The organism is Bauldia litoralis (assembly GCF_900104485.1).
In the GTDB taxonomy this organism is placed as follows: domain Bacteria; phylum Pseudomonadota; class Alphaproteobacteria; order Rhizobiales; family Kaistiaceae; genus Bauldia; species Bauldia litoralis.
This window is the reverse complement of the sequence record NZ_FMXQ01000013.1, coordinates 14,579-40,563: the sequence shown is the minus strand read 5'-3', so window position 1 is coordinate 40,563 and position 25,985 is coordinate 14,579. Positions and strand designations below refer to the sequence as shown.

Annotated in this window: 30 protein-coding genes and 1 pseudogene; 28 read left to right on the top strand and 3 right to left on the bottom strand. The window is 65.2% G+C overall.

Annotated elements, in window-relative coordinates; genetic code table 11:
• Positions 1 to 5 precede the first annotated feature (5 nt).
• The 11 genes from BLT60_RS22820 (at position 6) to BLT60_RS24845 (ending at position 10,428) form a co-directional block, all read left to right on the top strand.
• Complete coding sequence (locus BLT60_RS22820) at positions 6 to 773, top strand: PD-(D/E)XK nuclease family protein (protein ID WP_090880868.1); 768 nt, start codon at positions 6 to 8, stop codon at positions 771 to 773.
• Positions 770 to 1,522, top strand: coding sequence for a hypothetical protein (locus BLT60_RS24855; protein ID WP_139167932.1), 753 nt, complete (start codon positions 770 to 772; stop codon positions 1,520 to 1,522). The genes BLT60_RS22820 and BLT60_RS24855 overlap by 4 nt, the downstream gene beginning before the upstream one ends.
• Positions 1,519 to 2,805: an ATP-dependent DNA helicase gene (locus tag BLT60_RS24850; protein ID WP_090880862.1), complete on the top strand. Its 1,287-nt coding sequence runs from the start codon at positions 1,519 to 1,521 to the stop codon at positions 2,803 to 2,805. Before BLT60_RS24855 ends, BLT60_RS24850 begins: the two co-directional genes overlap by 4 nt.
• Positions 2,798 to 5,761 carry a DUF7146 domain-containing protein gene (locus BLT60_RS22805; protein WP_090880860.1) on the top strand — a complete coding sequence of 988 codons (2,964 nt, stop codon included), beginning with the start codon at positions 2,798 to 2,800 and terminating at the stop codon, positions 5,759 to 5,761. Before BLT60_RS24850 ends, BLT60_RS22805 begins: the two co-directional genes overlap by 8 nt.
• 131 nt (positions 5,762 to 5,892) lie before the next feature.
• Positions 5,893 to 6,441 (top strand): crossover junction endodeoxyribonuclease RuvC, encoded by a 549-nt coding sequence (locus tag BLT60_RS22800; protein ID WP_244521403.1) that lies wholly within the window; start codon positions 5,893 to 5,895, stop codon positions 6,439 to 6,441.
• Positions 6,434 to 7,081 carry an endonuclease VII domain-containing protein gene (locus BLT60_RS22795; protein ID WP_175478600.1) on the top strand — a complete coding sequence of 216 codons (648 nt, stop codon included), beginning with the start codon at positions 6,434 to 6,436 and terminating at the stop codon, positions 7,079 to 7,081. The genes BLT60_RS22800 and BLT60_RS22795 overlap by 8 nt, the downstream gene beginning before the upstream one ends.
• Positions 7,078 to 7,275: a hypothetical protein gene (locus BLT60_RS22790; protein WP_090880855.1), complete on the top strand. Its 198-nt coding sequence runs from the start codon at positions 7,078 to 7,080 to the stop codon at positions 7,273 to 7,275. The genes BLT60_RS22795 and BLT60_RS22790 overlap by 4 nt, the downstream gene beginning before the upstream one ends.
• Before the next feature lie 77 nt (positions 7,276 to 7,352).
• Complete coding sequence (locus BLT60_RS22785) at positions 7,353 to 7,838, top strand: hypothetical protein (RefSeq protein ID WP_090880852.1); 486 nt, start codon at positions 7,353 to 7,355, stop codon at positions 7,836 to 7,838.
• Between the two features lie 628 nt (positions 7,839 to 8,466).
• Entirely contained in the window at positions 8,467 to 9,750 is a 1,284-nt protein-coding gene (locus BLT60_RS22780; RefSeq protein WP_090880849.1) for a site-specific DNA-methyltransferase, read from the top strand.
• Entirely contained in the window at positions 9,750 to 10,049 is a 300-nt protein-coding gene (locus BLT60_RS25080; RefSeq protein ID WP_425285044.1) for a DUF7220 family protein, read from the top strand. The genes BLT60_RS22780 and BLT60_RS25080 overlap by 1 nt, the downstream gene beginning before the upstream one ends.
• Positions 9,985 to 10,428, top strand: coding sequence for a hypothetical protein (locus BLT60_RS24845; RefSeq protein ID WP_244521402.1), 444 nt, complete (start codon positions 9,985 to 9,987; stop codon positions 10,426 to 10,428). Before BLT60_RS25080 ends, BLT60_RS24845 begins: the two co-directional genes overlap by 65 nt.
• Before the next feature lie 84 nt (positions 10,429 to 10,512).
• On the opposite strand, the pseudogene BLT60_RS25075 reads toward BLT60_RS24845, so the two are convergent.
• Together BLT60_RS25075 and BLT60_RS22765 are read right to left on the bottom strand one after the other, a co-directional pair.
• Positions 10,513 to 10,578: pseudogene (locus BLT60_RS25075) on the bottom strand (hypothetical protein); the annotation flags it as partial.
• A gap of 91 nt (positions 10,579 to 10,669) precedes the next feature.
• Positions 10,670 to 11,215 carry a CIA30 family protein gene (locus tag BLT60_RS22765; protein WP_090880940.1) on the bottom strand — a complete coding sequence of 182 codons (546 nt, stop codon included), beginning with the start codon at positions 11,213 to 11,215 and terminating at the stop codon, positions 10,670 to 10,672.
• Positions 11,216 to 11,373: 158 nt separating this feature from the next.
• Here BLT60_RS22765 and BLT60_RS22760 point away from each other — a divergent pair, with 158 nt between their 5' ends.
• A complete protein-coding gene (locus tag BLT60_RS22760) occupies positions 11,374 to 11,868 on the top strand; it encodes a fasciclin domain-containing protein (RefSeq protein ID WP_090880844.1) in 495 nt (164 codons plus the stop codon).
• Between the two features lie 99 nt (positions 11,869 to 11,967).
• On the opposite strand, the gene BLT60_RS22755 is transcribed toward BLT60_RS22760, so the two are convergent.
• Positions 11,968 to 12,531 carry a DUF3489 domain-containing protein gene (locus BLT60_RS22755; RefSeq protein WP_090880937.1) on the bottom strand — a complete coding sequence of 188 codons (564 nt, stop codon included), beginning with the start codon at positions 12,529 to 12,531 and terminating at the stop codon, positions 11,968 to 11,970.
• 181 nt (positions 12,532 to 12,712) lie between these two features.
• Between BLT60_RS22755 and BLT60_RS22750 the strand changes: the two genes are divergently transcribed.
• From BLT60_RS22750 to BLT60_RS22680, 16 genes are all read left to right on the top strand, one after another.
• Positions 12,713 to 13,258, top strand: a complete 546-nt coding sequence (locus tag BLT60_RS22750; protein WP_090880841.1) for a hypothetical protein — start codon at positions 12,713 to 12,715, stop codon at positions 13,256 to 13,258.
• Positions 13,258 to 15,219: a phage terminase large subunit family protein gene (locus BLT60_RS22745; protein WP_090880838.1), complete on the top strand. Its 1,962-nt coding sequence runs from the start codon at positions 13,258 to 13,260 to the stop codon at positions 15,217 to 15,219. The genes BLT60_RS22750 and BLT60_RS22745 overlap by 1 nt, the downstream gene beginning before the upstream one ends.
• A gap of 4 nt (positions 15,220 to 15,223) precedes the next feature.
• The gene (locus BLT60_RS22740; protein ID WP_090880835.1) at positions 15,224 to 15,427 is read left to right on the top strand and encodes a phage head-tail joining protein; all 204 of its coding nucleotides are present in this window, start codon (positions 15,224 to 15,226) and stop codon (positions 15,425 to 15,427) included.
• A gap of 78 nt (positions 15,428 to 15,505) precedes the next feature.
• Positions 15,506 to 16,048: a phage baseplate assembly protein V gene (locus BLT60_RS22735; protein WP_244521401.1), complete on the top strand. Its 543-nt coding sequence runs from the start codon at positions 15,506 to 15,508 to the stop codon at positions 16,046 to 16,048.
• A gap of 13 nt (positions 16,049 to 16,061) precedes the next feature.
• A complete protein-coding gene (locus tag BLT60_RS22730; RefSeq protein ID WP_090880832.1) occupies positions 16,062 to 16,313 on the top strand; it encodes a hypothetical protein in 252 nt (83 codons plus the stop codon).
• Between the two features lie 8 nt (positions 16,314 to 16,321).
• Complete coding sequence (locus BLT60_RS22725) at positions 16,322 to 16,744, top strand: GPW/gp25 family protein (RefSeq protein ID WP_090880829.1); 423 nt, start codon at positions 16,322 to 16,324, stop codon at positions 16,742 to 16,744.
• Positions 16,741 to 17,601 (top strand): baseplate assembly protein, encoded by an 861-nt coding sequence (locus BLT60_RS22720; protein WP_090880827.1) that lies wholly within the window; start codon positions 16,741 to 16,743, stop codon positions 17,599 to 17,601. The genes BLT60_RS22725 and BLT60_RS22720 overlap by 4 nt, the downstream gene beginning before the upstream one ends.
• A gap of 7 nt (positions 17,602 to 17,608) precedes the next feature.
• Positions 17,609 to 18,865, top strand: a complete 1,257-nt coding sequence (locus BLT60_RS22715; protein WP_175478598.1) for a phage tail protein I — start codon at positions 17,609 to 17,611, stop codon at positions 18,863 to 18,865.
• A gap of 5 nt (positions 18,866 to 18,870) precedes the next feature.
• A complete protein-coding gene (locus BLT60_RS22710) occupies positions 18,871 to 21,177 on the top strand; it encodes a hypothetical protein (protein WP_090880822.1) in 2,307 nt (768 codons plus the stop codon).
• A 14-nt stretch (positions 21,178 to 21,191) separates the two neighbouring features.
• Entirely contained in the window at positions 21,192 to 21,362 is a 171-nt protein-coding gene (locus BLT60_RS24480) for a hypothetical protein (RefSeq protein WP_175478597.1), read from the top strand.
• Positions 21,363 to 21,366: 4 nt separating this feature from the next.
• A complete protein-coding gene (locus tag BLT60_RS22705; protein WP_175478596.1) occupies positions 21,367 to 22,173 on the top strand; it encodes a phage tail fiber repeat family protein in 807 nt (268 codons plus the stop codon).
• 24 nt (positions 22,174 to 22,197) lie between these two features.
• Entirely contained in the window at positions 22,198 to 23,148 is a 951-nt protein-coding gene (locus tag BLT60_RS22700; RefSeq protein ID WP_090880815.1) for a phage tail protein, read from the top strand.
• 2 nt (positions 23,149 to 23,150) lie between these two features.
• Positions 23,151 to 23,600 (top strand): hypothetical protein, encoded by a 450-nt coding sequence (locus tag BLT60_RS24475; protein WP_175478595.1) that lies wholly within the window; start codon positions 23,151 to 23,153, stop codon positions 23,598 to 23,600.
• A gap of 75 nt (positions 23,601 to 23,675) precedes the next feature.
• On the top strand, positions 23,676 to 24,923 hold the full coding sequence (locus BLT60_RS22690) for a phage tail sheath family protein (protein ID WP_090880808.1): 1,248 nt from the start codon (positions 23,676 to 23,678) through the stop codon (positions 24,921 to 24,923).
• 29 nt (positions 24,924 to 24,952) lie between these two features.
• A complete protein-coding gene (locus BLT60_RS22685; protein ID WP_090880806.1) occupies positions 24,953 to 25,489 on the top strand; it encodes a phage major tail tube protein in 537 nt (178 codons plus the stop codon).
• Positions 25,490 to 25,504: 15 nt separating this feature from the next.
• On the top strand, positions 25,505 to 25,795 hold the full coding sequence (locus tag BLT60_RS22680; RefSeq protein WP_090880803.1) for a phage tail assembly protein: 291 nt from the start codon (positions 25,505 to 25,507) through the stop codon (positions 25,793 to 25,795).
• The last annotated feature ends 190 nt before the right edge of the window (positions 25,796 to 25,985 follow it).

Here is a 25,985-nt window from a genome sequence, read left to right as displayed (position 1 = left end):
AGCGCATGTGGGTCGACCTCAATCACGGATCGGGCTTCGTCTACGGCGGTAGCCGCGATCGCGCCGTATCGGACCGGATCAATGGTCTGATCGATGCCGCGTTGGTCGATCGCCAGCGCCAGCAGCAGCCACGTGACTATCTCGGCGGCAGCCGGATTGGCGAGCCGTGCCATCGCAAGCTCGTCTACGAGCTGTCCCATGCCCCGGTCGACGAAGGGAAAGGCTTTGACGGCCGGATCCTCCGCATCTTCGAGGCCGGCCACACCTTTGAAGCCCTCTCCATTCGCTGGCTGCGTGCCGCAGGGTTCGACCTCCGCGACACGGGGCCAGATGGAGGTCAGTTCGGCTTCTCGATCGCTGGAGGCCGCATTCGCGGTCATATCGACGGGGCCATCGTCGCCGGACCCGACATCGGCATCGCATGGCCGGCGCTCTGGGAACACAAGACGCTGAATGCCAAGTCGTGGAGCGACGTCGTCAAGCGCGGCGTCGCGGTGTCGAAGCCGATCTACTACGCCCAGCTCCAGATCTATATGGCCTACATGGAGCTTGGCGCGGCGCTGTTCACCGCCTTGAACAAGGACACCCAGGCGCTCCACCATGAGGTCGTCCCCTTCGACGCGGCCGAGGCCCAGGCGCTCTCCGACAAGGCCGTCGACATCATCCTCGCGGCCGCGGCCGGAGAGCTGCCGCCGCGTGTCGCCTCCAATCCCGACTTCTATCTATGTCGCTGGTGCGCCTACGCGGCGCGCTGCTGGAGTGCCACCCAATGATGCCGGCCGCTTATGCTCTCAAGAAGCACGTAGCCCTGCACTCCCGACGTTTCTGGCAGGGTGAGAAACTTCGCCAACTCATCGGCGCGCCGATCTACTTCTTTCCAGATCACCTGAGCTTCAACTCCGACGATGTCGAAGCCGTCGCCAAACGCATGCTGATCGGATCCGTAAGGCTTCCACACGACGCGGTCGTGTTCGAGGTGGGGGGCGAGCACCCAAACGTCAGCTCCGTGATCGCACTCGTCACCGAGGTCAACCAGCTGATTGAAGCCTTTCTCGTTGCTGCGCGGCGAACAGGAAACCAGTTCACCGACGTCCTCGCGAGCGCTTTCTTCCGGGGCGATGGTGTCGCCGAGGTGGAGATCAACCCGAAACTCCGAGACGTGTCGATCGCCGGAAGATATGCGGAAAATCTGACGGCGACCGTCTGGCGCGCCTTAGCCATCCTCGCGCAAGGCCCCAACATTTCGGATGCGCACGTGCCGCGCACGCGCCGCCCGAAGTTCGCTCGGGCCGGCGTGGTTGGCTGGAGCTGGCACATCGTCGATATCGACCCGGCGCGAATGAACGCTGCCGCGACTGCGGCTGGTGGCAACCACGCCAGCCCGCGCTGGCATATCCGCCGCGGCCATTGGCGCACGCTCCGCGACGGCCGGCGTCTCTTCGTACGGTCCTGCGAGGTCGGCGATCCCGGGCGCGGCGGTGTCCTGAAGGACTACCACGTCACCATGGGAGAAGCAGCGTGAGTGCCTTCGCCCCATCACCACAGCAGGCCGCCGCCATCAAGGCGATCGTCAACTGGTATGGCGATCCACACCGGCATTCTCAGGTCTTCCGTCTGTTCGGCTATGCCGGTTCCGGAAAGTCCACCATCACGAGCCATGCGATCGATGCGCTTGGGCTGACCGCGGCGAGCCGCGACGGCGCGGGCGGCGGCGGCGTCTTGTTCGCTGCCTTCACCGGCAAGGCGGCCCTCGTGATGACGCGGAAGGGTACGCCGGCCTCGACCATACACAGCCTCATCTACCGCGTCTCCGAAGCGACACCGGAGGAGATCGAGCGAGTGGAGAAGGAAGCCGCCGAGCTTCGGGAACGCCTCGGCCGTCTGCCGGCGGCCGAGCAGATGTTCGCGATGGAACGGCTGAAACGGCTCGAGCTCAGGCTGGCCGACATTCACGTGCCTCGCTTTATCCTCAACGATCAGTCGCCAGTCCGCGACGCCGATCTCATCGTCCTCGACGAGGTTTCGATGGTCGGCGCGGAGATGGCGACAGACCTCCTGGCCTTCGGCAAGCCGATCCTGGTGCTGGGCGATCCCGGCCAGCTGCCACCGATCAAGGGCGAAGGTGCCTTCACCGATGTGGCACCGGACGTGATGCTGACCGAGATCCACCGGCAGGCGGGGGAGAGCGCCATCATCCGTCTTGCCACCATGGCACGGCAGAGCGAGCCCATTCCTTACGGCGAGCACGATACCTTCGTCTGGAAGATGCGGCGCTCGGATGTTGCCCCCGCCCAGTTCCTGAACGGCGGCCAGGTGATCTGCGGGCGGAATGCCACGCGCCTGTTCCTCAACTCGGCGATGAAGCAGGCAGCTGGCTTCCCCGCGGCATACCCGCGAGGCGCGGGCGAGAAGATCATCTGCCTCAAGAACCGCCATGACCTCGGCCTGGTCAACGGCATGTTCCTCGATCTCTCGGACATCCGCGACGAAAGCCCGCTTGTCTTCAGCGCTGCGGTGCGCACCGAGGATGGCCAGACCGTCTCGGGACGGCAGCGTTTCTACAAGGGCCATTTCGACGATCATGTCGCTTTCGACGCGGAGCGCCTCCGCCGCGACTGGCGCGACATGCGCGGACTCATCGAAACGGTCTGGGGCTACGCGATCACCTGCCACAAGAGTCAGGGGTCGCAGTGGGAAAACATCATCGTCTACGACGATGGGCTTGGTCGGACGCGCGAGGACAGGGCGCGCTGGCTCTACACCGCCATAACGCGCGCGGAGCGCGGGCTGGTGATCCTTGATTGACTTCAATGATGCCCAGCCTGCTCGCGCGCCGGCGATCCGCTACGACCTCGACGCGATCGTCGCCGGTCTTCGCGCAACGGCCGAGTCCTGGGTGCCACGGTTGTTCCCGAACGGCCGGCGGGTCGGTGATGAATGGCGGCTCGCCAATATCCGCGGCGATGCTCCGCGCAAGACCGGCTCATGCGTGATCGCGCTCAAGGGCGATCATGCCGGCGACTGGCACGATTTCGACGGCGGCGCTGGCGGTGGGCCGATCAGCGCGATCGAGGAGTCGACCGGCCTCGGACCACCCGCACTGTTTGTCACAGCTGCCGACCTCGCCGGATGGTCGCCGGGCTTGCCGATCCGTCAGGCGCCACCGACGGCGAAGCCTGAGCACGATACGGCGCGCGAAATCGCCTTCATTCTCGACCACGCTGGTCCGGTCACGGGTACGCCAGCAGAAACCTATCTGAGCGGCCGCCGCCTCATCGTGCCGGAATCCGCCGACCTGCTGTTCCATCCCGATCTGACACACTGGGAAACCAGAACCGGCTTCCCGGCGCTCATCGGCATCGTCCGCGACCGCGATGGCGAGATCATCGCCATCCACCGGACATACTTGGAAACTGTTCCTGCGGCGCCGGACAAGGTCACCAAGGCAGCGGTCGCCAAGCCGCGCATGATGCTTGGCAAGAACGGCGGCGGCGCTGTTCGTCTCGCGCCGATCGCGCAGAACGGCGTGCTTGGGCTTTGCGAAGGCATCGAGACCGGCCTCGCGGTCATCACGGCCTGCCCTGGTCTCGCTGTCTGGGCGACGCTGTCGACCTCGGGTCTTGAACAGGTGCAACTGCCTACCGAGGCCGAGCGCGTCATCATCCTTGCCGACCATGACGCATCCGGCGCCGGTATGCGCGCCGCGGAGACAACCGCGCGGCGGCTGCGGGCCGAGGGCCGCGAGGTCGCGATTGCGCTGCCGCCCGAAGAAGGCGACGACTTCAACGATCTCCTCCTCCGCGGTGGCGCTGATGCGGTGCGCGCCGTGATCGAGACCGCTCTCCCCAGGCCGGACGATGACGAGGTGCAGTTGGTCGGCCAGCACCGGCCCCTCAACTACATCGCGCCGGACACATCGCTGCCGATGCTTCGTTCCGACAATGGCGACCTCGCGCAGGCCGTCGACGAGGCTTGGAGCCTGCTGCTCGCGTCCAACCGGGTGCCCTGGCTCTTTCGCTACGCCGGCATCCCCACCTGGGTGGTGCCGGACGACGAGGGCCGCCCGGTCGCGGCGACCCTGACCGAGGAACGGCTCCGCCATATGCTGGCGAGGCTCGCCGTCTGGCGCCGCATCAACCGTCAGGGCGACCTCGCGCCCGCACACCCGCCGACGGCGCTCGTCAAGTCGGTACTGGCCACGCCCGATCCGGGCCTGCCGGTGCTGATGGGTATCGTCAACACGCCGGTGTTCGGCCGGAATGGCAAGCTGCTGACCAGCCCGGGCTATCATCCCGATGCCCGGCTCCTCTATCAGCCGGCTGCGGGCTTCGAGGTGCCAGCTATTCCGCCGCGTCCGCCGACAGAAGAGGTCGCCGCCGCCCGTGCCCTGATCTGCGAAGACCTCCTCGGCGATTTCCCCTTCGTTGCGCCCGCCGAAATGGCGCATGCCGTGGCGCTGCTGCTGCTCGGCTTCCTGCGCTCCATGATCGACGGGCCGACGCCACTGCATCTGATCGAGAAACCAACGCCCGGAACCGGCGCGACGCTGATGGTCGACGCGATCGCCACCATTCTCACTGGCGCTGGCGCCGCGGTCATGACCGAGGGACGCGACGACGAGGAATGGCGAAAGCGCGTCACGGCCAAGCTGCGGCAGATCCCGTCCATCGTGCTGATCGACAATCTGCGCAGCAAGCTCGAGAGCTCTGCCGTCGCCGCCGCTCTTACTGCACCCTTCTGGGAGGACCGTATCCTCGGCGTCTCGGAGATGACGCGCTTGCCAATCCGCTGTGTGTGGATCGCCACCGGCAACAACCCCGAATTCTCCAACGAGATGGCGCGCCGCCTCGTGCGCATCCGGCTCGATCCCCATGAAGAACGCCCCTGGCAGCGGACCGGGTTCCGCCATCCGGACCTGATGACGTGGGTGCGCGCGAACCGCCCCCGGCTGGTCGCCGCCTGCCTCACTCTCTGCCAGGCATGGATAGACGCGGGTAAACCCCGCGGGTCACGGACCATTGGTTCGTTCGAGAATTGGGCGCATGTCGTCGGCGGCGTGCTCGAGGTCGCGCGCATCACGGGCTTCCTCGGCAATCTCGACGAGATGATGGAGGCGTCCGACAGCGAAGGTGCGGCATGGCGGGCCTTCGTCTCCGGATGGTGGGATCGCTTCGGCACGGCCGAGGTCGGAACCGTTGACCTGTTCGCGATTGCCCAGACGCTCGAACCGCCATTGCCGCTCGGAACAGGCAACGATCAATCGCAACGGGTGCGGCTCGGCAAGGCACTGCCGAAAATGCGCGACCGCATCTTTCGCTGCGGCGACTACGATCTGCGCCTTGCATCGGCGGGCAAATACCAGGGCGCGGCGCGTTGGAGGCTCCAGATCGCGCCCTCGGCCGAAGGTTCGGGATCGGCATCGGCCGAAAATCCGGTGAGGGTTGCCGATTCTCGTGAGGGTTGGTCCGACAACCCTCACGAAATGTGCCCCAACGAAATCAATGGCTTGAAGGGCGCTCGTGAGGGTCGTGAGGGTCGTGAATGTTTTCCAGACCCTTACGCATGCGCGGGCGCGCACGCACGCGTGACAGAGAACCCCGAAAAACCCTCACGACCCTCACCACCCTCACGGAGGGCTTGCGAAACAACAGGTTACGGCCTGGAGGGTGCGCAGCCTCACCCTCACCAACCTCACCAACCCTCACGACGGACCGATCCCCTCGGCGCCGACCCACCCGCCTGGCTGAAGGAGGTGCTGTGATGCACGTCTTGCCTCACGCCACCGGACCGCCCTGAGAGGCGCCGCCAATTCCGACGACGGCGGCCAGCACCGCCAGGCACCAGGCCGCCGCCGTCCTCCACCACCGATGACCCCAACAACGGAGACCATCCATGGCTTCGACGACTCTGACTCTGTCCGCGGCGGATGCAAGCCCGCCGCCCCGACCGAACCTCGGCGAGACCTCCGGCGCTGGCGCCATTCTCGCACTCGACCTCGGCACCACGACCGGCTGGGCCCTGCAGGCGGCGGACGGTCTGATCGCCAGCGGGACCGTGTCCTTCCGCTCCGGCCGCTACGACGGTGGTGGCATGCGGTACCTGCGCTTCACCAATTGGCTCACCGAGCTCGACCGGCTGTCGGGGCCCTTCGCCGCGATCTGGTTCGAAGAGGTCCGTCGCCATGCGGGTACCGACGCGGCCCATGTCTTTGGGGGGCTGATGGCGACACTGACGGCGTGGGCCGAGCTGCGGGGAGTCCCGTACAGCGGTGTGCCGGTGGGGACATGGAAACGGTGCCTATGCGGCAAGGGCAATGCCGGCAAGGGCGAGGTCATCGACGCCGTGATCGCCAACGGTTTTTCGCCTGCCAGCTCCGACGAGGCCGACGCCTTGGCCATCCTCCATTGGGCGGTCACGACGAATGGAGGCATCAATGGCTGACAAATGGCATTCGCCGGTCAGCCGGGTCTGCGAAACCTGCGGTTCGGCGTTTACGGTCCAATATCAATCCACGCGACGTCCGGGAGGCGGGCGCTACTGCACGCAGAAGTGCAACCCTCGTATCGACGAGTTAAACCGGAGTAGGGTCGCCCTTGCCATCGGTCCAAAGCTGGCGGTCGTCAATGCCGCATGCGCCACCTGCGGGCGGAGCTTCAGGACGCGGGTCAAGAACATCGCGCGCGGCGGCGGACGATTCTGCTCGCGGGCATGCAACCCGGCCTATGCCAGACGTTTCGAGCCTGCCGAAAAAATCCGCCGCCATAACCTGAGACGGAACTACGGCCTGACGACCAGCGAATTCGAACAGATGCGCCTCGCCCAGAAGGGACGCTGCGCCATCTGCCGATCGCTGCCTGACGAGCCCCACGGAGTGCTGGTCGTCGACCATTGCCATATGAGCGACCGCGTAAGGCAGTTGCTGTGCAACAACTGCAACATGGCCGTCGGCCTCCTTCGCGACGATCCGGTCACGGCCACCAGGCTTGCAGCTTACCTGCTTAGGCACGACCCCGACGAGGCCGATGCGGACTTGGCGCTCTCCATTATCCGGCAAGCCTTCCCATCGGAGGACGTGGCATGAGGTGGCACCCCCGAGGCTATGGCGGCGAGCGCCGCTCCACACAGGACGTCAAGCGCGAGGGATGGGTCGAGCAGGGTGTGCTTGCCGTCAGCGTCGAGGACCACCGCCTCACCTGGCCTGAGCGCGAGCTGGTCAAGCAGCTTGGCGAGAAACTGTACGGCAGACGGATCGCGCCGCGGAGGGTCGCGTCATGACCCGTGGCCGCAAACGCAAACCCGGAAAGCGCCACCCCTGTGGCAAACGCATTCGCCAGGAAACGGAGAAGGAAGCGATGAGCACAGTGATCGAAGCCCGCAAGCGGCACTACGGTGTCACCGCCAGACAGGCCCGCGACGAGCGGCTCGGTACCGCCTTCGGCCGGCTCGCCTTCCACGGCCTGATCAGCGACGAGCAGTATCAGGCCGGGCTTGCCTTCGCCGAGCTCTACCGGCGCCATCACGTCGCCATGGGATTGCCCATGCCCAGCCCCCGTTCGGTCGCCGGCATCCTGATCAACGAGGGCATCTTCGGTGGATCGCCAGGCGAACCCGGGCTCGACGTCATCGAGCGACTGAGGCGCCGGTTCGACGACGCAACCGACGCTCTCGACCAGTGCGACCGGGAGCATCGTCTCTCGCCCGGCCGTAGACCAACACTTCTGGTCTACCGCGTGCTTTGCGTCGACGAGGATACGAGACGCTGGCCGGACGAGGACATCGGCAATCTCCGCGTCGCGCTCAATGCGCTGGTGCGGGTTTTCCGGTTGGAGCGGCGGTGATGAGTATTGCGTGGGCTTCCGGCATGGTGGCTCACCGCGCCCGTCGCTGCTCGTCCAGTTCGCATCGACATCTTGGTAGGCGAAAGCAACAACAAACAAACTCGACGTACGGATAACCACGATGAAAGAAAAATCGTTCGCGGAACTAATTTGTTGTTGACGCGATGCTGCAGAGGATCTAATAGTTCCGATATTGAAATCTCAGAACTGCGCCTGGAGCCAAGCTTCCGGGCGTTTTCGTTTGGACACTTGCTCGGCAGCGCGACGGCACAACCTAAGGCATGTTTTTACGACCCTCTTGCTTCCCAAGATCGGTTGCGAGCCGGCGATACGGATCGTCCAAGCCATTGATATCACGGGTCCTTCCTGACGCAACCTGAACGCGAGGGGGCGCCCCCCGGGATTTCGCCAGCGTCAGGGGTTCCAGTTTGGGGTTCCAGGTTCCGGGTTCCACCCCGTCTTGATCCCGACCGCGATCTTGAGCGAGGCGAAATAAGCGCGTGTTTTCCGTAGGTTATGCAGGCCTCCAGCGCGGGGCGATTTTCTGCGCATGGTGGAAACCTCGACCGGCTGAACGGTCCCTGAGGTTTCCACTCCGAGGGTTCCACTCCCGACATCGAGGCGATGCATGATCCCCGAGACCTATGCGCTCGAGCATGTGCCGGTATCGTCATTGTCCGGGTTTGCCGGCAACCCGCGCACCCACTCGGACACACAGATCGCGCAGATTGCCGCGAGCATCACCGAGTTCGGTTGGACGAACCCGATCCTCGTCGATGCGGCCGGGACGATCATCGCGGGCCACGGCCGGCTCGAAGCCGCAAAACGGCTCGATATGGCGGAAGTGCCGGTCATCCGGCTCCGCCACCTGACTGAGGGGCAGCGCAATGCACTGATCGTTGCCGACAACCAGCTGGCGCTGACAGCCGGCTGGGACGAGGTTGCCCTTTCGGCACTGATCCGCGAACTCGATACGCAGGAATTCGATCTCGATCTTCTCGGCTTCTCTGCCCAGGACCTCGATCGCTATCTCGCCGGTGTCGATGTGGAAACCTCTGGGGTGGAACCCGACGAGGGTTCCATTCCCGAGGTTCCAGTGGACCCGGTTTCCAGGCCGGGCGATCTCTGGGTGCTTGGCAGCCACCGCCTGCTTTGCGGTGACGCCACGGTGGTCTCGGACGTCGAGCGTCTGATGGACGGCGCGCTCGCGGACATGGCCTTCACTGATCCGCCCTACAACGTCGACTACGGCAACAAGGCAAAGGGCAAATCGGCCGGCAAGGATCGACGGATCCTCAACGACGCGCTGGGCGACGGCTTTGCGACGTTCCTGCGGGACGCCTGCGCCAACCTGCTCCTGGTGACCAAGGGTGCATGCTACGTCTGCATGAGCTCATCCGAGCTGCACACGCTGCAACGTGCCTGGCTCGAGGCCGGCGGCAAGTGGTCGACCTTCGTGATCTGGGCGAAGAACACCTTCACGCTGGGGCGGTCGGACTATCAGCGCCAGTACGAACCGATCCTCTATGGCTGGAAAGCCGGCGCCGATCATTTCTGGTGCGGCGCCCGCGATCAGGGCGATGTCTGGTTCGTCGACAAGCCGCGGGTCAACGACCTGCACCCGACGATGAAGCCGGTCGAGCTGGTCGAGCGAGCAATCCGGAACTCGTCCAAGTCGCGGGACATCGTGCTCGATCTCTTCGGCGGCTCCGGTACGACAGTGATCGCAGCGGAGCGGACCGGTCGCGCAGGCCGTCTGATGGAACTCGATCCGCGCTACGTTGATGTCATTGTCGAGCGCTGGCAGGCACTCGCTGGCAAGGCGGCCATCCTCGACGGTGAGGATGGGACCTTCGAGGACATCAAGTCGGGCCGGCTCGGCACGGGTGTGACCGAGAAGGACGCCGCCTGATGCAGTCCCGGACGATGTCACTTATCGAGTCGGTCGCAAATATCGTCGTCGGCTTTGCTGTCGCCGTCCTGGCGCAGATGATCGTCTTCCCGCTCTTCGGGATCGAGGCGAGCTTGGCCCAGAATCTTGGGGTAGGCATCGCCTTCACTGTCGTGTCGCTGGCACGGAGTTACGCTCTGCGGCGGCTGTTCAATGGGCTTTCCCGCGAGCGCGCCGGGCGCGATACTCTGGCCCATGGAGAAGCGCCGGCCCACCGACCCAGCACCCGACCTCTTCACCTCCACCGCAGCCGGCGGTAAGGGGCCGGTCCCGCATCGTTCGCCGCCACCGACATCGCGGACAGTCCTGCCTGCCAATCTGCCGTCGGCTCTGTCTCACTTGTCGGAAGGGGAGCTGAAGCAACTTGCCGATGCGGTTACCGCGGAGCTGAAACGCAGAGACCTGCCGGCTACAAGTCCGACGCTCCGCAGCGAGCAACAATCGGAGAGACCACAACCGGTGCGCAAGACGTCCGGTCCGAAGACCCACGTTGCGATTGACGCAGCGGCGTCGCTCCCTCAGGGCAAGCTCAATGCGATCCGGGCGGCGGTGAAGGCCGGCGTCAAGCCGAACGTGATCGCCCGTCAGTTCGGGGTCAGTCTTGCGGCAATCAAGAAGGCGCTCGAGGGTATGAAGTGAAGGAAGTGCTTGAGGTTCCTTCGCTTCCTTTCGAGACGGATAGCCGCCAGGCAGGCAGTCGGTAGACGCGCCCCGGTCCTCGACCCTTTGCGAGGTGACGGCAAGGCCGAGTTTCTTTTTGAGGGCTCCGGCGGTGGCGTCGCGCAGCGTGTGCGGCTGCCAAAGGCCCTGACGATCTCCTCAATGGTGGCGCTGTTTTTTTTGATGCTCGAGCATGGCGATCATGCGTACCTGCTTGAGGTCAGCCAGCCTCCGAATTTTCCGAAAAACCAAATAACCGCAGGCCGCCGACCGACAGATCGGCTGAGAACGCCCGACCGATCGCCACGAGGCCCAGCCGCCTCAACCGGCGAACGTCCAAGGATGTCTCCGTTCGATATGGTGTGAACTGATCGAAACGCAGCGAGACCGTTTGCCAGCGCGGCTCGGCTGTGAAGCTCCGCCGGTAGGATTGCCAGGGCCGTGTCAGGTCGGACGTGCGCAGATGAGCGCTGTATTCCTCGCTGTTGCCGAAAACGTCCAGTTCAAAGCCCAGCCAGGGCCTCGCATCGAAAATGCCGTCGTCTGGGCTGAGATCGAGCGCGATCTGGATGAAGCCGCCATTGTTCTCGAGGCTGACGCTGCCACGCATGTTGATCGCCGGCCGGCCGGCGACGACCTCGGAAGTCATCGTTCCATGGGACACGCCGCCCATCACCTGGTCGGTGACGAGCTGCCACCGCGTTCCGATCGTGGCGAGTGGTGCCTTCAGGCTGAGGTCATCGATCACGGCGGCGGATGGGCGCATTGGGTCGCTCCAGGCCGAACCAAACATCGGAAGCCACACCGGTGAGGCAATGATGGTTCGGCGATTGATGATCCTACACGGCCCAAGTGATCCAACCAGAAGGTCTCGACGGGAAGGCCCTGTAATCAGACAAACATGAGATTGGACAGGGGAAAGAAATGAACACGATCAGCAAGTTCGCCGGCGCCATCGTGGCGCTGGGCCTTTCGACCGCCGTGGCTTCGGCCGCCAACGTGGTCGAGACCGCACAGTCCGCAGGTACATTCAATACCTTGATCGCCGCAGCCCAGGCTGCTGGCCTCGCCGACACCCTTGCCACGACCGACAACATCACCGTCTTCGCGCCGAGCGACGAGGCCTTTGCCAAACTGCCCGACGGAACGGTCGAAAACCTTCTCAAGCCCGAGAACAAGGATCAGCTGGTCGCGATCCTCACCTATCATGTCCTCGGCCGCGAGCTTACGTCGAACATGCTGCCCGGCAACACGATCCATGTGAAGCCGCTTAACACGTCGGCCCGCATGCTTCAGGTGACCAAGGGCGGCGCAGGCGTCACGATCAACGACGCGACGGTCGTCGCGGCCGACATCAAGACGGACAATGGCGTCATCCACGTCATCGACGCCGTTCTCATCCCGGTTGCAAAGAACTGAACCAGCGATGGCAGCAGGTGATGCTGCCATCCCGAAACGATAATCCGAAAGGTCGCTCCGGTTTCGGTAGGAAGCCGGAGCAACATTCCTTTCCTGCGTTCAAATGCGATAGACCCGACCCCGGCCTTCTAACTTCTCCGAGGTGACGGCGAGGCCGAGCTTCTTCTTCAGCGCTCCGGCGATAGCACCGCGCACAGTGTGCGGCTGCCAGCTGGTGGCCTCGACGATTTCGGTGATGGTTGCGCCGGTGGGCCTCTTGAGGAGGTCGATGAGCATCGCCTGCTTGGTGCCCTCGCGGATGCGTGCCGGCTTGTCGTTATTCACACGGGCAGCCTTGGCGGTTCGGGCCCGCTTGGCCCTGGATTCGGTCTGCGGCGTTTCGGCCTCGACGGCCGCGGGTTCGTCGCTCTCGTCGATGCCGAGCGCCGCGAAGGCCGCAGGGGTAGCCTGCAGCGTCAGGCGTCCCTGCTTCTCATCATGGCGCCAGATGGTGTCGTCGCGTTTCGCGCGGACCTCGCTGATCAGGCCCTTGGCAAGCAGGCTCTTCAGGACATTGCCGGCGGCAATGCCCTTCAGCCTGGCGGTGATTGGATACACGGATCGGTCGGGGCGCTCGCAGGCGGCGGTCAGAACGACGAGCTGGGAATCGGAAAGCCGGGTCATGGGAGTCTCCTTCGGGTTCGGAAAGCTCGCGACCATCGCGCGCCTTCTACGACCCCGAGCCCCAAGGGACGGGGCGCCGGAGACCAGTGGCTCAATCGTGTCGGTCATAGATGCTCTGCGCGGCACCAAAGCCAAGCGAATAAGCGACTTCTTTCATTGCTTGTTGTGGCGGTGAACGATCATGGGATTGTCGATCCGCGGCTATGCCGCCCATCGCGGCGTCAGCCATACCAGCGTGCGCAAGGCGATCGCCTCGGGCAGGCTGACACTGGAGCCGGATGGCACCGTCGATCCGGTGAAGGCCGACCGGGACTGGCGCCGCAACGCCGACCCGTCGAAGGAGCGGTCAAAACCGAAGCTCAGGCCGGTTCCCGAACAGGCCATCGGCGCGGTTCGCGATACGCTGTTCGAGGCCGGCAACCCGATGGTCGGCGGCATGAGCTATCTCCATGCCAAGACCGCAGAGAAGGTGCTGACCGTGCAGCTGTTGCGGGAGAAGTTGCGCCGGGAGAAAAGCGAGGTCGTCGATCGGGAGGAAGCCATCCGCAAGGGCTTCGAGTTTGCCCGCCGCCTGCGCGACGCCTGGCTCGGCTGGCCGTCGCGGGTCTCGGCCCTGATCGCGGCGGAGACTGGCGCCGACCCCCATAAACTCGAGGCGCAACTCACCCACCATGTCCGGGATCAGCTCCTGGCCGTAGCGAACGAAGAATCCAGACTCAGCCTCTGATGACCATGAAAGCCGTCGGTTTCCTGAGGAGCCTGGCGGACGGAATCACCCCGGACCCGCTGCTGACGGTCGCCGAATGGGCCGATCGCTACCGCATCCTGTCGGGACGCGCAGCGGCGGAAGCCGGGCGCTATCGGACGAGCCGGACGCCCTACATGCGCGAGATCATGGAGAACCTCTCGCCGGCGAGCCCGGTCGAGCGGGTGGTGTTCATGAAGGCGGCGCAGACCGGGGCGACGGAAGCCGGCAACAATTTCATCGGCTATGTCATCCATCAGGCGCCGGGTCCGATCCTCGCGGTCCAGCCGACGGTGGAACTCGCCAAGCGCAACTCGCAGCAGCGTATCGATCCGCTGATCGAGGAAAGTGCGGAACTGAGGGCGATCGTCGCCCCGGCCCGCTCGCGGGACAGCGGCAACACGGTCCTTGCCAAGCGGTTCCCCGGCGGCCAGCTGGTGATGACCGGTGCCAACAGCGCGACGGGCTTGCGCTCGATGCCGGCGCGTTATGTGTTTCTCGACGAGGTCGATGCCTATCCCGGCGATGTCGACGGCGAAGGCGATCCGATCGCCCTGGCCGAAGCCCGCACCGCCACCTTCGGCCACCGGAAGAAGCTGTTTCTGGTCTCGACCCCGACGATCAGGGGGCTCAGCCGCATCGAGCGGGAATATGAGGCCTCCGACCAACGGCGCTACTTCGTCCCGTGTCCCCATTGCGGGGAGATGCAGTGGCTCCAGTTCGAGCGTCTGCGCTGGGAGAAGGGCAAGCCGGAGACCGCCCGCTATGTCTGTACGCATTGCGACGCCCCGATCGGCGAAGCCGCCAGGACGGAGATGCTGGCAAAGGGCGAATGGCGCCCGACCGCGGTGGCCGACAACCCGAGAACCCGTGGTTATCACATCTCGGCCCTCTATTCGCCGACCGGCTGGACCAGCTGGGCCGACATCGCGCGAAGCTGGGAGGCGGCGCAGCATAACGATGCCGCGCTGAAGACGGCCGGGAACGTGCTCCTCGGCGAGACCTGGATGGAGAATGGCGAAGCGCCCGACTGGCAGCGTCTTTATGACCGGCGCGAACACTGGCCGGCCGGCACGGTTCCCGATGGTGGCCTGTTTCTGACCGCCGGCGCCGATGTCCAGAAAGACCGCATCGAGGTCGATGTCTGGGCGTGGGGACGGGGTCTCGAAAGCTGGCTGATCGATCATGTCCTGATCGAGGGCGGTCCCGGGCATGCGGCAAGCTGGGCGGCGCTTGATGCCCTGCTCGACCGCAGCTGGCGCCATGCCTCGGGAACCGACCTCAGGATCCACCGGCTTGCCATCGACACCGGCTACGAAGCGCCGGCCGTCTATGGCTGGGCCCGGCGCGCCGGCTTTGCCCAGGTCGCCCCGGTCAAGGGCGTCGAGGGGTTCAACCGGGCAAGTCCCGTGTCGGGTCCGACCTATGTCGATGCGACAGACGGCGGCAGGAGGCTTCGCCGCGGCGCACGGCTGTGGACGGTCGCGGTCTCGACCTTCAAGGCGGAGACCTACCGGTTTCTCCGCCTGGAGCGGCCGACCGACGAGGATCGCGCCCGGGGAGTGCTGTTTCCGCCGGGAACCATTCACATCCCGGCGTTTGCCGAGAGCGAATGGTGCAAGCAGTTCGTCGCCGAGCAACTGGTCACCGTGAAGACCCGGCGCGGGTTCCAGCGGCTCGAATGGCAGAAGCTCCGCGAACGCAACGAGGCGCTCGACGCCCGGGTCTATGCCCGGGCCGCCGCCTGGATCGTCGGCGCCGATCGCTGGGCCGACGCGCGCTGGCAGGCTCTCGAGACCGAACTCAAGGACGCCGCCTCGGCATCGCGATCATCCGGGTCACGTGCGCCGACGACGCCGGCGCGGGCGGGGCGCTCTCCTGACCCCGCCCGCGACCCGAACTGGCTGAAGCGGCGCCGGGACTGGCTCGCACGGGGGACATGACGGCATGCAATGGACCGAAGCCGAACTGTCGGCGCTCCGCAAAGCCTATGCCGCGGGCACGCTCCGGGTGAGTTTTGAAGGCCGCAGCGTCGAATATGGCTCAGCCACCGATCTTCTCGGCCGGATCCGGCGGATCGAGGCCGAGATGGCCAGGGCGAGCGGCCAGCCCCGGCCCCGCCGGAGCCTTGCATCCTTCCGCAAGGGCTGAACGGTGATGAACTGGCTCGATCGGGCGATCGGCGCCGTGGCGCCTGGGGCAGCGCTCCGCCGGGCGCGACAGCGACAGATGCTTGGCCTCGTGCGTGAGATCGTCGAAATCATTGCCCGTGTCGCCGAGCTCGAGCGCCGCATCGCTGGAATGGTCAGGCACGGAACCGTTGAGGAGGTCGATCCGGCCAGGCACCGCGTGCGGCTGAACTTCGGAAATGACGTTGACGGCGACCCCTTCCTGTCGCCGTGGATTCCGTACGCCCAGGTCGCCGGTGCACTGAAGATCCATGCGCCGCCTTCGAAGGGGCAACAGTTCAGTTTGCTGGCGCCGGCCGGCGACTGGCAGCAGGGGGTGGCGCTACCGTTCACCTGGTCGAATCAGAACCCGTCGCCCTCCGAGAGCGGCAACGAGAATGTCCTAACCTTTGGCGACGCGCGGATCAGCGTCAAGGATGACCGTCTGGCTATCGATGTCGGTGGTGTCGCGCTGAACATCACGGGCGATGGCGTCACCATTTCCGGCGGCGAGGTCACCCATGACGGCAAGAACATCGGCGCGACCCACATCCACGGCGGGATCGTCGTAGGTAGCAGCAAGACCGATGTGCCCGCCAACTGAGAAAGGATGGTCAATGCCCCGCTACGCCATCACCGAAAAGGCGGGCCCCTTTGTCGCGGCCCGTCGCAACACCGGTGTCGGCATGGTTCTTGAACTGACCGGGAAGCAGGCCGAACACGAGCTTCGGCTGGGCACGCTGGTCGCCATCGATGCCCCAACTCCGTCGGAAACGGAGCTGCGAGAACAAGATCCGGTCTCTGAGACCGGCGAGCCGCAGCGGCCGCTGGACCATGACGACGAGAAGCCGCGACGCCAGAAGCGATAGCCGGCACCATGTCCATCAATCTCCGTGACCCGTCGGTCGGCATCAATGCGGCCACCGGGAGCATTGTCACGGGCTGGGAGCATGTCGTTCAGTCGCTCCGCGATATCTTCGACACCCGCTTCGGATCGCGGGTCATGCGGGAGTGGTACGGCTCGTTCGTGCCGAACCTGCTCGGCCGGCTGATCACACCGAACGAGGTGACGCCGTATTTTGTCGCGATCACCTCGGCGATCGAGCAATGGGAGCCGCGGTTTCGGGTGACCCGGATCGAGGTGATCAAGGTCACCCGCGACGGCCAGCTGCATGTCTTTCTGGAAGGCGAGTATCGCCCGCGAGCCGTCCATGGCGACTTCACGGTAGAGGGCGCGCGGCGGCTCGACGCCTATGCCAATCCTGACGGCTTGCTGATCGAGGAGAGGATGGTCCCGTGAGCCGGTTCACCGCGATCGACCTGTCCGGCCTGGCGCCGCCCGATATCATCGAGACCCTCGAGTATGAGGCCATCGTTGCTGAGATGCGCGACGATCTGGTCGCTCGGTTTCCGCTGATCGCCGGCGTCATCGACCTCGAGAGCGAGCCGGCACGGAAGCTGATCGAGGCCTTCGCCTATCGCGAACTGCGGCTGCGGTCGCGGATCAACGACGGTGCGCGCGCTGTCGTACTGGCGTCGTCCTGGGGCTCGAACCTCGATCACCTTGGAGCCCTGTTCGGAACCGCACGGCAGGAAGGCGAAACCGATGACCGGCTTCGGAGACGCGTCCAGCTCGCGCCGGAGGCCTTTTCGGTCGCCGGCCCGGAGGGCGCTTACCAATACCATGTGCTGACGGTCGCGCCGTGGGCGCGCGACGTCTCCGCGATCATGACCCAGCCGGGCGTGATCCGCGTCACGGTGCTCCGTGCCGGGCCCGATCCGACCCCGAGCGAGGCCGAGCGCGAGACGATCCGGCTGCACCTTCAGGACGATGCGATCCGGCCGCTGACTGACGTGGTGCAGGTGCTGCCGCCTGTTCTGCGGCCTCTCACGATCGAGGCCCGCCTCACGCTCTACCCGGGTCCGGACGCCGGCATCGTCCGCGATCGCGCGACGACGGCGCTCTCCGAATGGGTCGAGCAGAACCGGATGCTCGGCATGAACCTCCGGCGTTCAGCGATCTACGCCAGGCTGCATCAGGAAGGCGTGCATTCCGTCGACCTGATATCTCCTACCGAAGACGTCGTGCTCGACGTCACGCAAGTCTACGCCGTCGACGCCATCGACATCACGACCGCCTCAACGCGTGACGAATGAGATCGCCTTGACCCGAACCAGCCTGCTGCCGCCGAACCGGACCGCGTTCGAGGAGGCCGCCGACCTCAGCGGCGCCCGCGTTGACGACCTGCCGGTCGATCTGCCGAAGCTGGTTCAGCCGTTTGGCATCCCGACGCCGCATCTGCCCTGGCTGGCCTGGGGCCTGTCTGTCGATCTCTGGGACGCCGACTGGCCGGAGGACAAGCGCCGGGTTCTCGCCGCTCGCGCGCTGCCGATGCATGCCCGCAAGGGGACCGCGGCATCGATTGCCGAGCATATCCGGATCATGGGCGCCGAGCCCCGCCGCTTTATCGTGCCGCCGGCGAAGACCTACATGATCCCGGCGTTGACCGTCGGGGAACGGGCAGCGTTTCTGGCGCGCTTTGCTCAGTTGCGGGTCCATCCGTTCGTGGCGCGGGCGACCTATAGGTTTGCCCACTTCACCAACAAGGCGTTCGGCCGGGACAGGGCCTATCTTGGCGCCTGTATGGTCAAGGATGTCGGCGCCTGGTCGCGCTTCGTGCGTACGGCAAAACTCTGGGACCGCGGCGTCGAAACGACCCTGACCATCCGGGCCGTCACCCCCGAGGGGGTTGGCCGGTTCCATGCCGCGGCCTACGACGAGGTTATCCTCGCCCCGAAGCCCACCGCCGCCGTCCACCTCAACGCGCCACCAAAGACGCGGGCCTTCCTGATCGACGATTTCGGCGTCCGCCAACGCATCGTCCGGATCCCGCGTGAAGCCAGCTACGAGTTCCGGCTCGGCCGCGAGACCTACACGACCACCTGGCCGAAAGCCGAGCTGATCGACATCAGGCCGCAGTCGGTCACTGAGGCCCACCTCGGGCAGCCGACCGCCCTTTATGCAGCGCGTCGCCAGTTCATCGCCGGCAAATGCCTGCCACCGACCATCGCCTGGCGCTTTCTCTACGAGCGCTGGCACATCCACGACCCGGACCGGGTGCCGGACGATCGCCGCCGCTCGACCCATCTCGGTTTCACCCGGCTGGGGATGCCGGCCTATCACGCCGAGGTCCAGACCCGGATCGTCGGTCACAAGGCGCCGCGAACTGCCGGACAATTCGTCAACGGCTATCCGGTTGCCGGAAACCGCAAGCCCATCGCCGATGTCCGCGAAGCCATCCGGGTGTCGAAGGCGCTGCGCGACCGGATCCTGATCGACACAAGAACCTGGCGGATTCCCCGCGCCGGCGACCGCCTGTCCGTCGGTAACGCCACGCTCGGCCAATTCATCGAGGTCTGACTCCCATGGAAAGCACCGTTCTCTTCCGCGACCGGCAGGAGCTCCAGTCGGCGGACCTCAACAATGCGCAGGATTTTGCCCGCGCCGCGATCGACCATGTGGTCAATGACGCGATCGAGACCGGCAAGGGCTATGTCGGCTTTTCGGCGACCAAGACCGCCGCGACCGAGGTGACGCTGAGCGCCGGGCGTCTTTACGCCGGTGGCGCGGTCTTCGCCCGCGACGATGATGTCGTCATCGATCTGTTCAATGCCCTGCCGCTGGTCACGAAGAAGCGGATCGCGCTGGTCGCCTTTGGCCAACCGGTCGATACCGACGTCCAGCCCCGCGACTTCCTCATCGACGCCCAGCTCGGCACCACCGAACCGCAGTCAGTTGCCATGGAAAGCCACCGGCGCTGCGAGGTCTCCTCAGTCGCCGGGACAGAAAGCCCGGATCCGTCGGTTCCGGCGACCGACGCCAATGTCACGGTATTGGCCTATCTGCTCCTCGATACCACCGGGATCCTGTCGATCGAGCAGTGGACGCCGACCCAGCTGCCGAACCTCCGCCTCGTCGCCAACCGGGTGACGTCGCTTGAACTCTGGCGCGGCCAGATCAGCGGCCAGGTCGACACACTCCGCACCGACCTTTCGGCCCTTGCCGACCGCATGCTTGCCTTTGCCCTGAAGAACGAGGTGGTCGACCTCACCCAGCAGCTCGAGGACCTGAGGAAAAAGGTCTACGAGCCTGGCGCCTACATCTACTACGGCACCGATCACTTCCTGACCGAGGAGGGATCGAACCCGGATCACCTCAGCTATGACGCGCTGGTCGAGGAAGGTGTCCGCTTCGGCGAAGCCGGGTCAGCGACCACGGCGCTGGCGCTTCTCAACCCCAACAATGTCTACGTCACGGTCAACAACGGCTTCGTCCTGCCAAAATACGGCCATGCCGTCCGCATGGACCTCACCGGCTACTCCGGCGAGACCCGGATGGCCCAGTACACCTACGAGACCACGGAAATCCGCCAGCTCACCCGCAGCCGGGAGCGCCGGCGCTATGGCGCCAGCAAGGAGGTCTGCTCGAACTCGGCCTGGTGGCGCCAGGGCGCCTATGACATGACCCAGAACGTCTTCCGGCGAAAAGGCGAGACCTGGGAGGTGCTCAACGGCATCCCCGACCGCATGCCGAATGGCCAGGTCATCCCCAACGGCAATGTCCACTGGATCCGGCTCCGGCAATTCTGGATCGACATCTACCAGGAGCCATACTGGGAACGGGTCACCTCGACCGCCGCGATCAACGGCCAGCAGGTAGCCCAGACTTTCCTGAACTCCCAGGATGGCTGGCTCAGCCAGGTCGGTCTCTACTTCTCCCGCAAGGCAGCGACCGGCGATGTCACGGTCCTCGTCTGTGAGACCGCCTTCGGCATGCCCGACCTGACGCGGGTCCTGTCCCGCACCACCGTGCCGGTCGCCGACATCAAGGTCGGTTCGATCTCCGGTGGCGCCGGGCTCCCCTCTCTCGTCGAGACCAAGGTCGTACTGCCGCCGACCTATCTGGTTGCCGGACGCCGCTATGCGATCGTCTGCGTCACCACCGGCGACCATTATGTCGCGATGACCAACACCGACAATGGCGTCGTCCAGGGCACCTTCTTCGTCTCGACCGACGGCGCCTTCTTTGCCGGCAATCTGGTCGACGACCTCAAGATGCGGCTCTACTTCGCGAAGTTCGAGCGGACACGCCTGTCGGTCGAGTTGACCGCGCTGCAGCTGGCCGGTGGGATTCTCGACATCGACATCCTCAATGAGGGCATCACCCCGCCGGCCTGCCGCACCGACTTCGAGGTCCAGGTCAACGGCGCCTGGGTGCCGCTCGACGGCGAACCCAACGGCCCGAACCTCTCCGGGCTCCCGGCCATCCTGCCGCTCCGGGTGACGCTGACCGGGACCACCGACCTGATGCCCGGCTTCGGGCTCACCGGTTCGGAGGTGATCGTCAGCCGGCCAAGGACCGCGTTTACCTGGGTCGGGGCGCTGCGGACGCTGGGGTCACCCAGCAACAGCATCAAGGTCATCGTTGACCTGCAGGCCTACGACGAGGCCACCCACGACTGCACCGTCTCGCTGCTGACCGGCGCCGACCTCAGCGGATCGGAGACCGCGGACGTCATCGAGGATGTGACTTTGCCCGATGGTTCGATCCGCCGGACTTCGGTCTTCAACGTCACCGCCGTCAGCTTCTACGCGGTGAGTATCGTCGGCTCGACCACCAGTGCCGCCGGCCTCTTTCATATCGGCGAACTCATCGAGTTCTCGCAGTCGTAATCGGAGCCTGACCCATGGCGAAGAAGCCCACGCACTACAAGCTGACCGTCAACCGGCCGGTCGAGGTCGCGAACACCTGGCTCCGGCCTGGCGCGCGCTACCAGGTCAAGGCGGCGCTTCACGATGCGATCAGGGAAACCGCGCCAGACGCCATCGCGTCGGCGGACCCGGTCTACGCGAGGTGAGCGGATGTTGAGGTTCGAGGATCTCCGGGTCCGGGATCGGCAGCCCCTCGACCGCGACTTCTTCAACCGGCGCTTCCGGCTGATTGCCGAGACCATCAGCCAGATCGACGCGGAGCTTGCCACCGTCAACGGGGCCACCAACCGGCTGGTCGCCCTTGGTCTCGCGCGCGTCAATGAAGTGCTCGGTCCGGCCCTTGCCCAAGCTCAGGCGGCAGCCGAGAGCGGCTTCCTGGTCGCGACGTCCACGTCACCGCTGACGTTGACCGTCGGGCTCGAGACCACCCTCACCGTTGACGATACGCCGGCCCGGCCGCTCTTCGCACCAACGCCCTATGTGATCCTGTCGCGGCAGGATGACGAGGCACTCGACCACTGGGCAGCACTCCGCGTGCAGGACTACGACCGTGCAAACGGCGGCCTCGCCTTCGTGGTCGTCGCCATCCATGGCGCCCTCGGGGAAATAGAACATGCCGACTGGGTGATTTCGGCAAGCGCCGGCCTCGCTGTTTCCATTCTTGAAGCGGCCGTTGAGGTAGAGGCGACGCTGATACTTGCCCAGGATGCAGCTACGACCGCCCAGTCCGCCGCCACCACGGCGGAGCAGATCATCGCCAACGGCCCAGTCTCTTCAGTGAACGGCAAGACCGGTCTTGTCTCCCTCACCATGGCCGACATTCCGAACCTGGTATCCGCCATCGGCGCCAAGGCCGACAGCAATCACGGCCACGCGATCGCGCAGATCTCAAACCTGCAGACAACTCTCACCAGTCTGCAGAACCAGATCACCATTTTCGACGGTGGGGCCTACTGATCCCCCGACCCGGCTGAGGCGTCAATGGCGAACACGATCACCCTGAAGCGGTCAGCGAGTGCCGGCAAGGTGCCGCTTGCCACCGACCTCCAGCTCGGCGAGCTCGCGGTCAACACCAATGACGGCAAGCTCTACCTCAAGAAGGACGATGGCACGCCGTCGATCGTCGAGGTCGGGCCCGTGACCTCGGTGGCGGGAAGGACTGGCGCCGTCGCGCTGTCCGTCTCTGATGTCGCTGGATCGGTTACCTCGGTCGCAGGGCGGACGGGGGCTGTTACGCTGACCGGCTCTGATATTGCTGGGGTCGTCACCTCGGTCGCCGGAAGGACCGGGGCCGTCGCACTGGCCATCCCGGACGTGGCCGATCTGTCGACCTCCCTTGTCCCTGTCGGCGCTGTCGTTCCCTTCGCCGGCGTCTCGGCACCGGCCAAATGGCTCTTCTGCTTCGGTCAGAATGTCAGTCGAACCACGTATGGCGCACTCTTCACGGCCATCGGCACGACCTACGGCGCAGGCAACGGCTCGACCACCTTCACTCTGCCGGACCTGCGCGGACGCACCGTTGCTGGCCAGGACGACATGGGCGGTACGTCCGCGAACCGCCTCACCGGCCAGAGCGGCGGCCTCAACGGTGACACGCTCGGGGCCACGGGCGGTGGCGAAACCCACACGCTTGCGACCGCGGAACTACCTTCCCATTCTCACGTCGTCGATATGGGTGGGGCGCTCACTACCGGTAGCGGTGGTTCTCATAACCACACCTTCAATTACAATGAGCGCTCCAAATCCGGCGACGGTACGCTGGTCTCCGACATGACTGGCTCCGGCAATACCAAGACGACCAGCACGGTCGGTTCCCACACCCACAGCTTCGATATCCCGGCGTTCAATTCCGGCAGCGCCGGTTCCGGCTCGGCGCACAACAACGTCCAGCCGACGATGATCCTCAACTATATGATCCATGCGGGAGCATGACCATGATGCCGACGATCAGCCGCACGGACATCCTGCGCTTCGGCGGCGAGGCGCCCTTCGCCCAGGCGGTCGCCGACTTCGCCGCGGCGATCGATGCGCATCGCAATACGGTGGACGTCCCAGCTCCAACCGCCGATCCCCTGATCGAGGTCGTAGTCCGGCAGTATGGCGGCCTGTATGACGTCGAACCGGAGCCAGAACCTGAGCCGCTGCCGGAGCCGGAGCCCGACCCGGATCCGATACCGACGACGTGGCGCGTCTCCACCTACCGCATCGTTCGCCGGCTTGAGGAAGCCAGCCTGATCGATTCTGCCGACCAGGCGCTGGCGGCAAGCCCGATGCTGTTCCGGCGCTTCTACACGGCGGGATCGATCCAGCATGACGACCCTGATGCCGTCGCATTCCTGACGGCGATCGGCGCCGACCCGGAAGTGGTTCTGGCGCCGGAATAGCTACTCCCCGCGAAGCTTTCCGGACAGTCAACCACCCCGCCTCGTGCGGGGTCTTTCATCTGAGGAGACATCGCCATGAGCGATCCGACCTTTGGCATTTCGATCACACGGATCGACAACGAGCCGCGGCCCGCCGTGTGGAGCGACATGGCGGTCGTCGGCCTGATCGGCACTGCCCCAAACGCAGACGCTGACCTCTTCCCGCTCGATACCCCAGTGTTCATGTATTCCGACGATCGAGCGAAGGTGCCCGCCCTGGGGACGGCGGGAACCATTTCCGGCGCCCTCAGCCTGATCAACGCCCAGCTTGGCGAATTCCAGGTCGCCGCGAAGGTCGTCGTCGTCCGGGTCGCCGAGGGTGCTGATGCGGATGAGACGATCGTCAACATCGTCGGCGACGGCTTGACCACGGGTCTTGCTGCCTTTGTCGATGCTGGACCAGTGCTCGGCGTCATTCCCCGGCTTCTCTGTGCGCCAGGCTTCACCAGCCAACGGACCGGCACCGACGCCAACGCCGTTTGTGCCGCGCTGCCACCGATCTGCACAAAGCTCCTGGCTCATGCCGTGGTCGACGGCCCGGCCACGAGCGAACAGGACGCGATCGACTGGCGGGAGACGATTTCGTCGGATCGCATCATTCCCGTCGACCCGGCGGTCAAGGTTCTGGACGAGACCCTTGAGACCGTGGTGCCGATGTCGCCGGCGGTGATCGGCGTCGCGGTTCGTCGTGATCACGAGAAGCAGGGGCGGCCGTTTCACTCGTGGGCCAACCAGCCCGTTCAGGGCATTGTCGGGCCGTCTCGGCCGATCAATTTCTCCCTCACCGATGGCGCCACGGAGGGTCAGAGACTGCTCGCCAACAACATCGGTGTGGTGCTGCGCGGCGAGATGGGCGTTGAAACGGCAATCGCCTCCGGCGGCTTCGTCTTCGTTGGCACCGACAATGCCGGCGAGGACGACCTGTGGCGCTTCTACAACGTCACCCGTGGCCGGGATTACATCCACCTGATGTTCCTGCGCACGCTTCGCTTCTATCTCGGGCGTTTCAACATCACCGGCCAGACCGTGCAGGCGGTGGTCAACACCATGAGCTTCGCGCTTCGTGACCTCAAGGCCGACGGCGACATCCTCGGCTACGAGGTCAAGTTCACTCGCGACCAGAACAGCCCCGAGCAGCTGCGCCTCGGCAAGTTCACCATCAACTTCGCCGCCGAGGAAGCCCCGGTCCTCCGCTATCTCGGCATCCAGTCCGCCCGCTACCGCCCGGCTCTCGACGCGCTGCTCGACGACCTGCTGGCCCAGGTCGACGCGGTGGTAGGCTGATCGTCGCACCGAATAAGGAAGAATGAGCCATGAGTACGATTTTTGTCATGGAGGCCGCCAACCTTTTCTGCGGCGATCATGACCCATCCGCCTCGAAACACCTGACGCTGGTCGAACTGAAGCTGCCGCCGCTGCAGGAGATGTACCAGGACCACCATCCCGGTGGCTCCCGCGTCCAGATCGAGGTTGCTGTCGGCATCCAGAAACTGGAGCCGACCTTCAAGCTGAATGGCTGGGACCCGGACCTGCTCTCCCAGTTTGGCCTCGGCTCGTCACGCGCAAAAGTGTTCACCGCCTATGGGGTCGTCCGCGACAAGCGCACCGGCGGCGCCCACGAAGCCAAGGCAATCCTCGAAGGCCGCCTCGGCAAGATCGAGGCCGACGCCTTCCAGCGCGGCGAAGTCATGGGCCACGAATATGCGATCAACGAGGTGATGCACTATGAGCTGTGGTTCGGTGATCGGGAGAAGCTGTTCTGGGACTTCTTCTCCACCGACTGGCGGCTCGACGGCGTCTCCCAGAACGATGACGAGCGTCGCATCCTGCGTGTTCCGACCGGCGCCTGATCAGGGATCCCAACGATGAGCAAGCCGCACACCCTCCGCCTGTCGCAGCCGATCGCCTGGGATGGCAAGGACATCACCGAAGTCGGCATCCGCCGCCCGAAGGTCAAGGATCTGCGCGCCATGGAGCGCGACGCCGGCAACACCCCGAACCAGATCGATCAGGGCGTCGCCATGGCCGCGCTCCTGACCGACCTTCCGGTCGAGGTCATCGACGAAATGGACGCCGTCGACTTCGCCGCGATCTCGGAGGTGATCGCCGGTTTTTTGCCTCAGGGCCCGGCGCCCGCAACTGGCGCGGCGTTGTAGCCGACACCGCCCACATCCTGTCGACGCCGCTTCCCGCCTTCGACGAGATGGATTGGGCGGAGGTCGCGCTGTGGCACAAGGAAGCGCTGCGGGTTCATCGTTTGTCGTGACCTGTAGATGACATCGTCGCAGTCTTCATGAAGTCCGCGACGGTGACACTCTCTATGTCGAACCGCTGGACTCTTTGTCT

Excerpts from the sequence above, each read along its gene's own strand:
- BLT60_RS22820 (WP_090880868.1), top strand. The coding sequence starts at position 6 with ATGTGGGTCGACCTCAATCACGGATCGGGCTTCGTCTACGGCGGTAGC.
- BLT60_RS24855 (WP_139167932.1), top strand. The coding sequence starts at position 770 with ATGATGCCGGCCGCTTATGCTCTCAAGAAGCACGTAGCCCTGCACTCC.
- BLT60_RS22800 (WP_244521403.1), top strand. The coding sequence starts at position 5,893 with ATGGCTTCGACGACTCTGACTCTGTCCGCGGCGGATGCAAGCCCGCCG.
- BLT60_RS22795 (WP_175478600.1), top strand. The coding sequence starts at position 6,434 with ATGGCTGACAAATGGCATTCGCCGGTCAGCCGGGTCTGCGAAACCTGC.
- BLT60_RS22790 (WP_090880855.1), top strand. The coding sequence starts at position 7,078 with ATGAGGTGGCACCCCCGAGGCTATGGCGGCGAGCGCCGCTCCACACAG.
- BLT60_RS22785 (WP_090880852.1), top strand. The coding sequence starts at position 7,353 with ATGAGCACAGTGATCGAAGCCCGCAAGCGGCACTACGGTGTCACCGCC.
- BLT60_RS22780 (WP_090880849.1), top strand. The coding sequence starts at position 8,467 with ATGATCCCCGAGACCTATGCGCTCGAGCATGTGCCGGTATCGTCATTG.
- BLT60_RS25080 (WP_425285044.1), top strand. The coding sequence starts at position 9,750 with ATGCAGTCCCGGACGATGTCACTTATCGAGTCGGTCGCAAATATCGTC.
- BLT60_RS24845 (WP_244521402.1), top strand. The coding sequence starts at position 9,985 with ATGGAGAAGCGCCGGCCCACCGACCCAGCACCCGACCTCTTCACCTCC.
- BLT60_RS22765 (WP_090880940.1), bottom strand. The coding sequence starts at position 11,215 with ATGCGCCCATCCGCCGCCGTGATCGATGACCTCAGCCTGAAGGCACCA.
- BLT60_RS22760 (WP_090880844.1), top strand. The coding sequence starts at position 11,374 with ATGAACACGATCAGCAAGTTCGCCGGCGCCATCGTGGCGCTGGGCCTT.
- BLT60_RS22755 (WP_090880937.1), bottom strand. The coding sequence starts at position 12,531 with ATGACCCGGCTTTCCGATTCCCAGCTCGTCGTTCTGACCGCCGCCTGC.
- BLT60_RS22750 (WP_090880841.1), top strand. The coding sequence starts at position 12,713 with ATGGGATTGTCGATCCGCGGCTATGCCGCCCATCGCGGCGTCAGCCAT.
- BLT60_RS22745 (WP_090880838.1), top strand. The coding sequence starts at position 13,258 with ATGACCATGAAAGCCGTCGGTTTCCTGAGGAGCCTGGCGGACGGAATC.
- BLT60_RS22740 (WP_090880835.1), top strand. The coding sequence starts at position 15,224 with ATGCAATGGACCGAAGCCGAACTGTCGGCGCTCCGCAAAGCCTATGCC.
- BLT60_RS22735 (WP_244521401.1), top strand. The coding sequence starts at position 15,506 with ATGCTTGGCCTCGTGCGTGAGATCGTCGAAATCATTGCCCGTGTCGCC.
- BLT60_RS22730 (WP_090880832.1), top strand. The coding sequence starts at position 16,062 with ATGCCCCGCTACGCCATCACCGAAAAGGCGGGCCCCTTTGTCGCGGCC.
- BLT60_RS22725 (WP_090880829.1), top strand. The coding sequence starts at position 16,322 with ATGTCCATCAATCTCCGTGACCCGTCGGTCGGCATCAATGCGGCCACC.
- BLT60_RS22710 (WP_090880822.1), top strand. The coding sequence starts at position 18,871 with ATGGAAAGCACCGTTCTCTTCCGCGACCGGCAGGAGCTCCAGTCGGCG.
- BLT60_RS24480 (WP_175478597.1), top strand. The coding sequence starts at position 21,192 with ATGGCGAAGAAGCCCACGCACTACAAGCTGACCGTCAACCGGCCGGTC.
- BLT60_RS22705 (WP_175478596.1), top strand. The coding sequence starts at position 21,367 with ATGTTGAGGTTCGAGGATCTCCGGGTCCGGGATCGGCAGCCCCTCGAC.
- BLT60_RS22700 (WP_090880815.1), top strand. The coding sequence starts at position 22,198 with ATGGCGAACACGATCACCCTGAAGCGGTCAGCGAGTGCCGGCAAGGTG.
- BLT60_RS24475 (WP_175478595.1), top strand. The coding sequence starts at position 23,151 with ATGATGCCGACGATCAGCCGCACGGACATCCTGCGCTTCGGCGGCGAG.
- BLT60_RS22690 (WP_090880808.1), top strand. The coding sequence starts at position 23,676 with ATGAGCGATCCGACCTTTGGCATTTCGATCACACGGATCGACAACGAG.
- BLT60_RS22685 (WP_090880806.1), top strand. The coding sequence starts at position 24,953 with ATGAGTACGATTTTTGTCATGGAGGCCGCCAACCTTTTCTGCGGCGAT.
- BLT60_RS22680 (WP_090880803.1), top strand. The coding sequence starts at position 25,505 with ATGAGCAAGCCGCACACCCTCCGCCTGTCGCAGCCGATCGCCTGGGAT.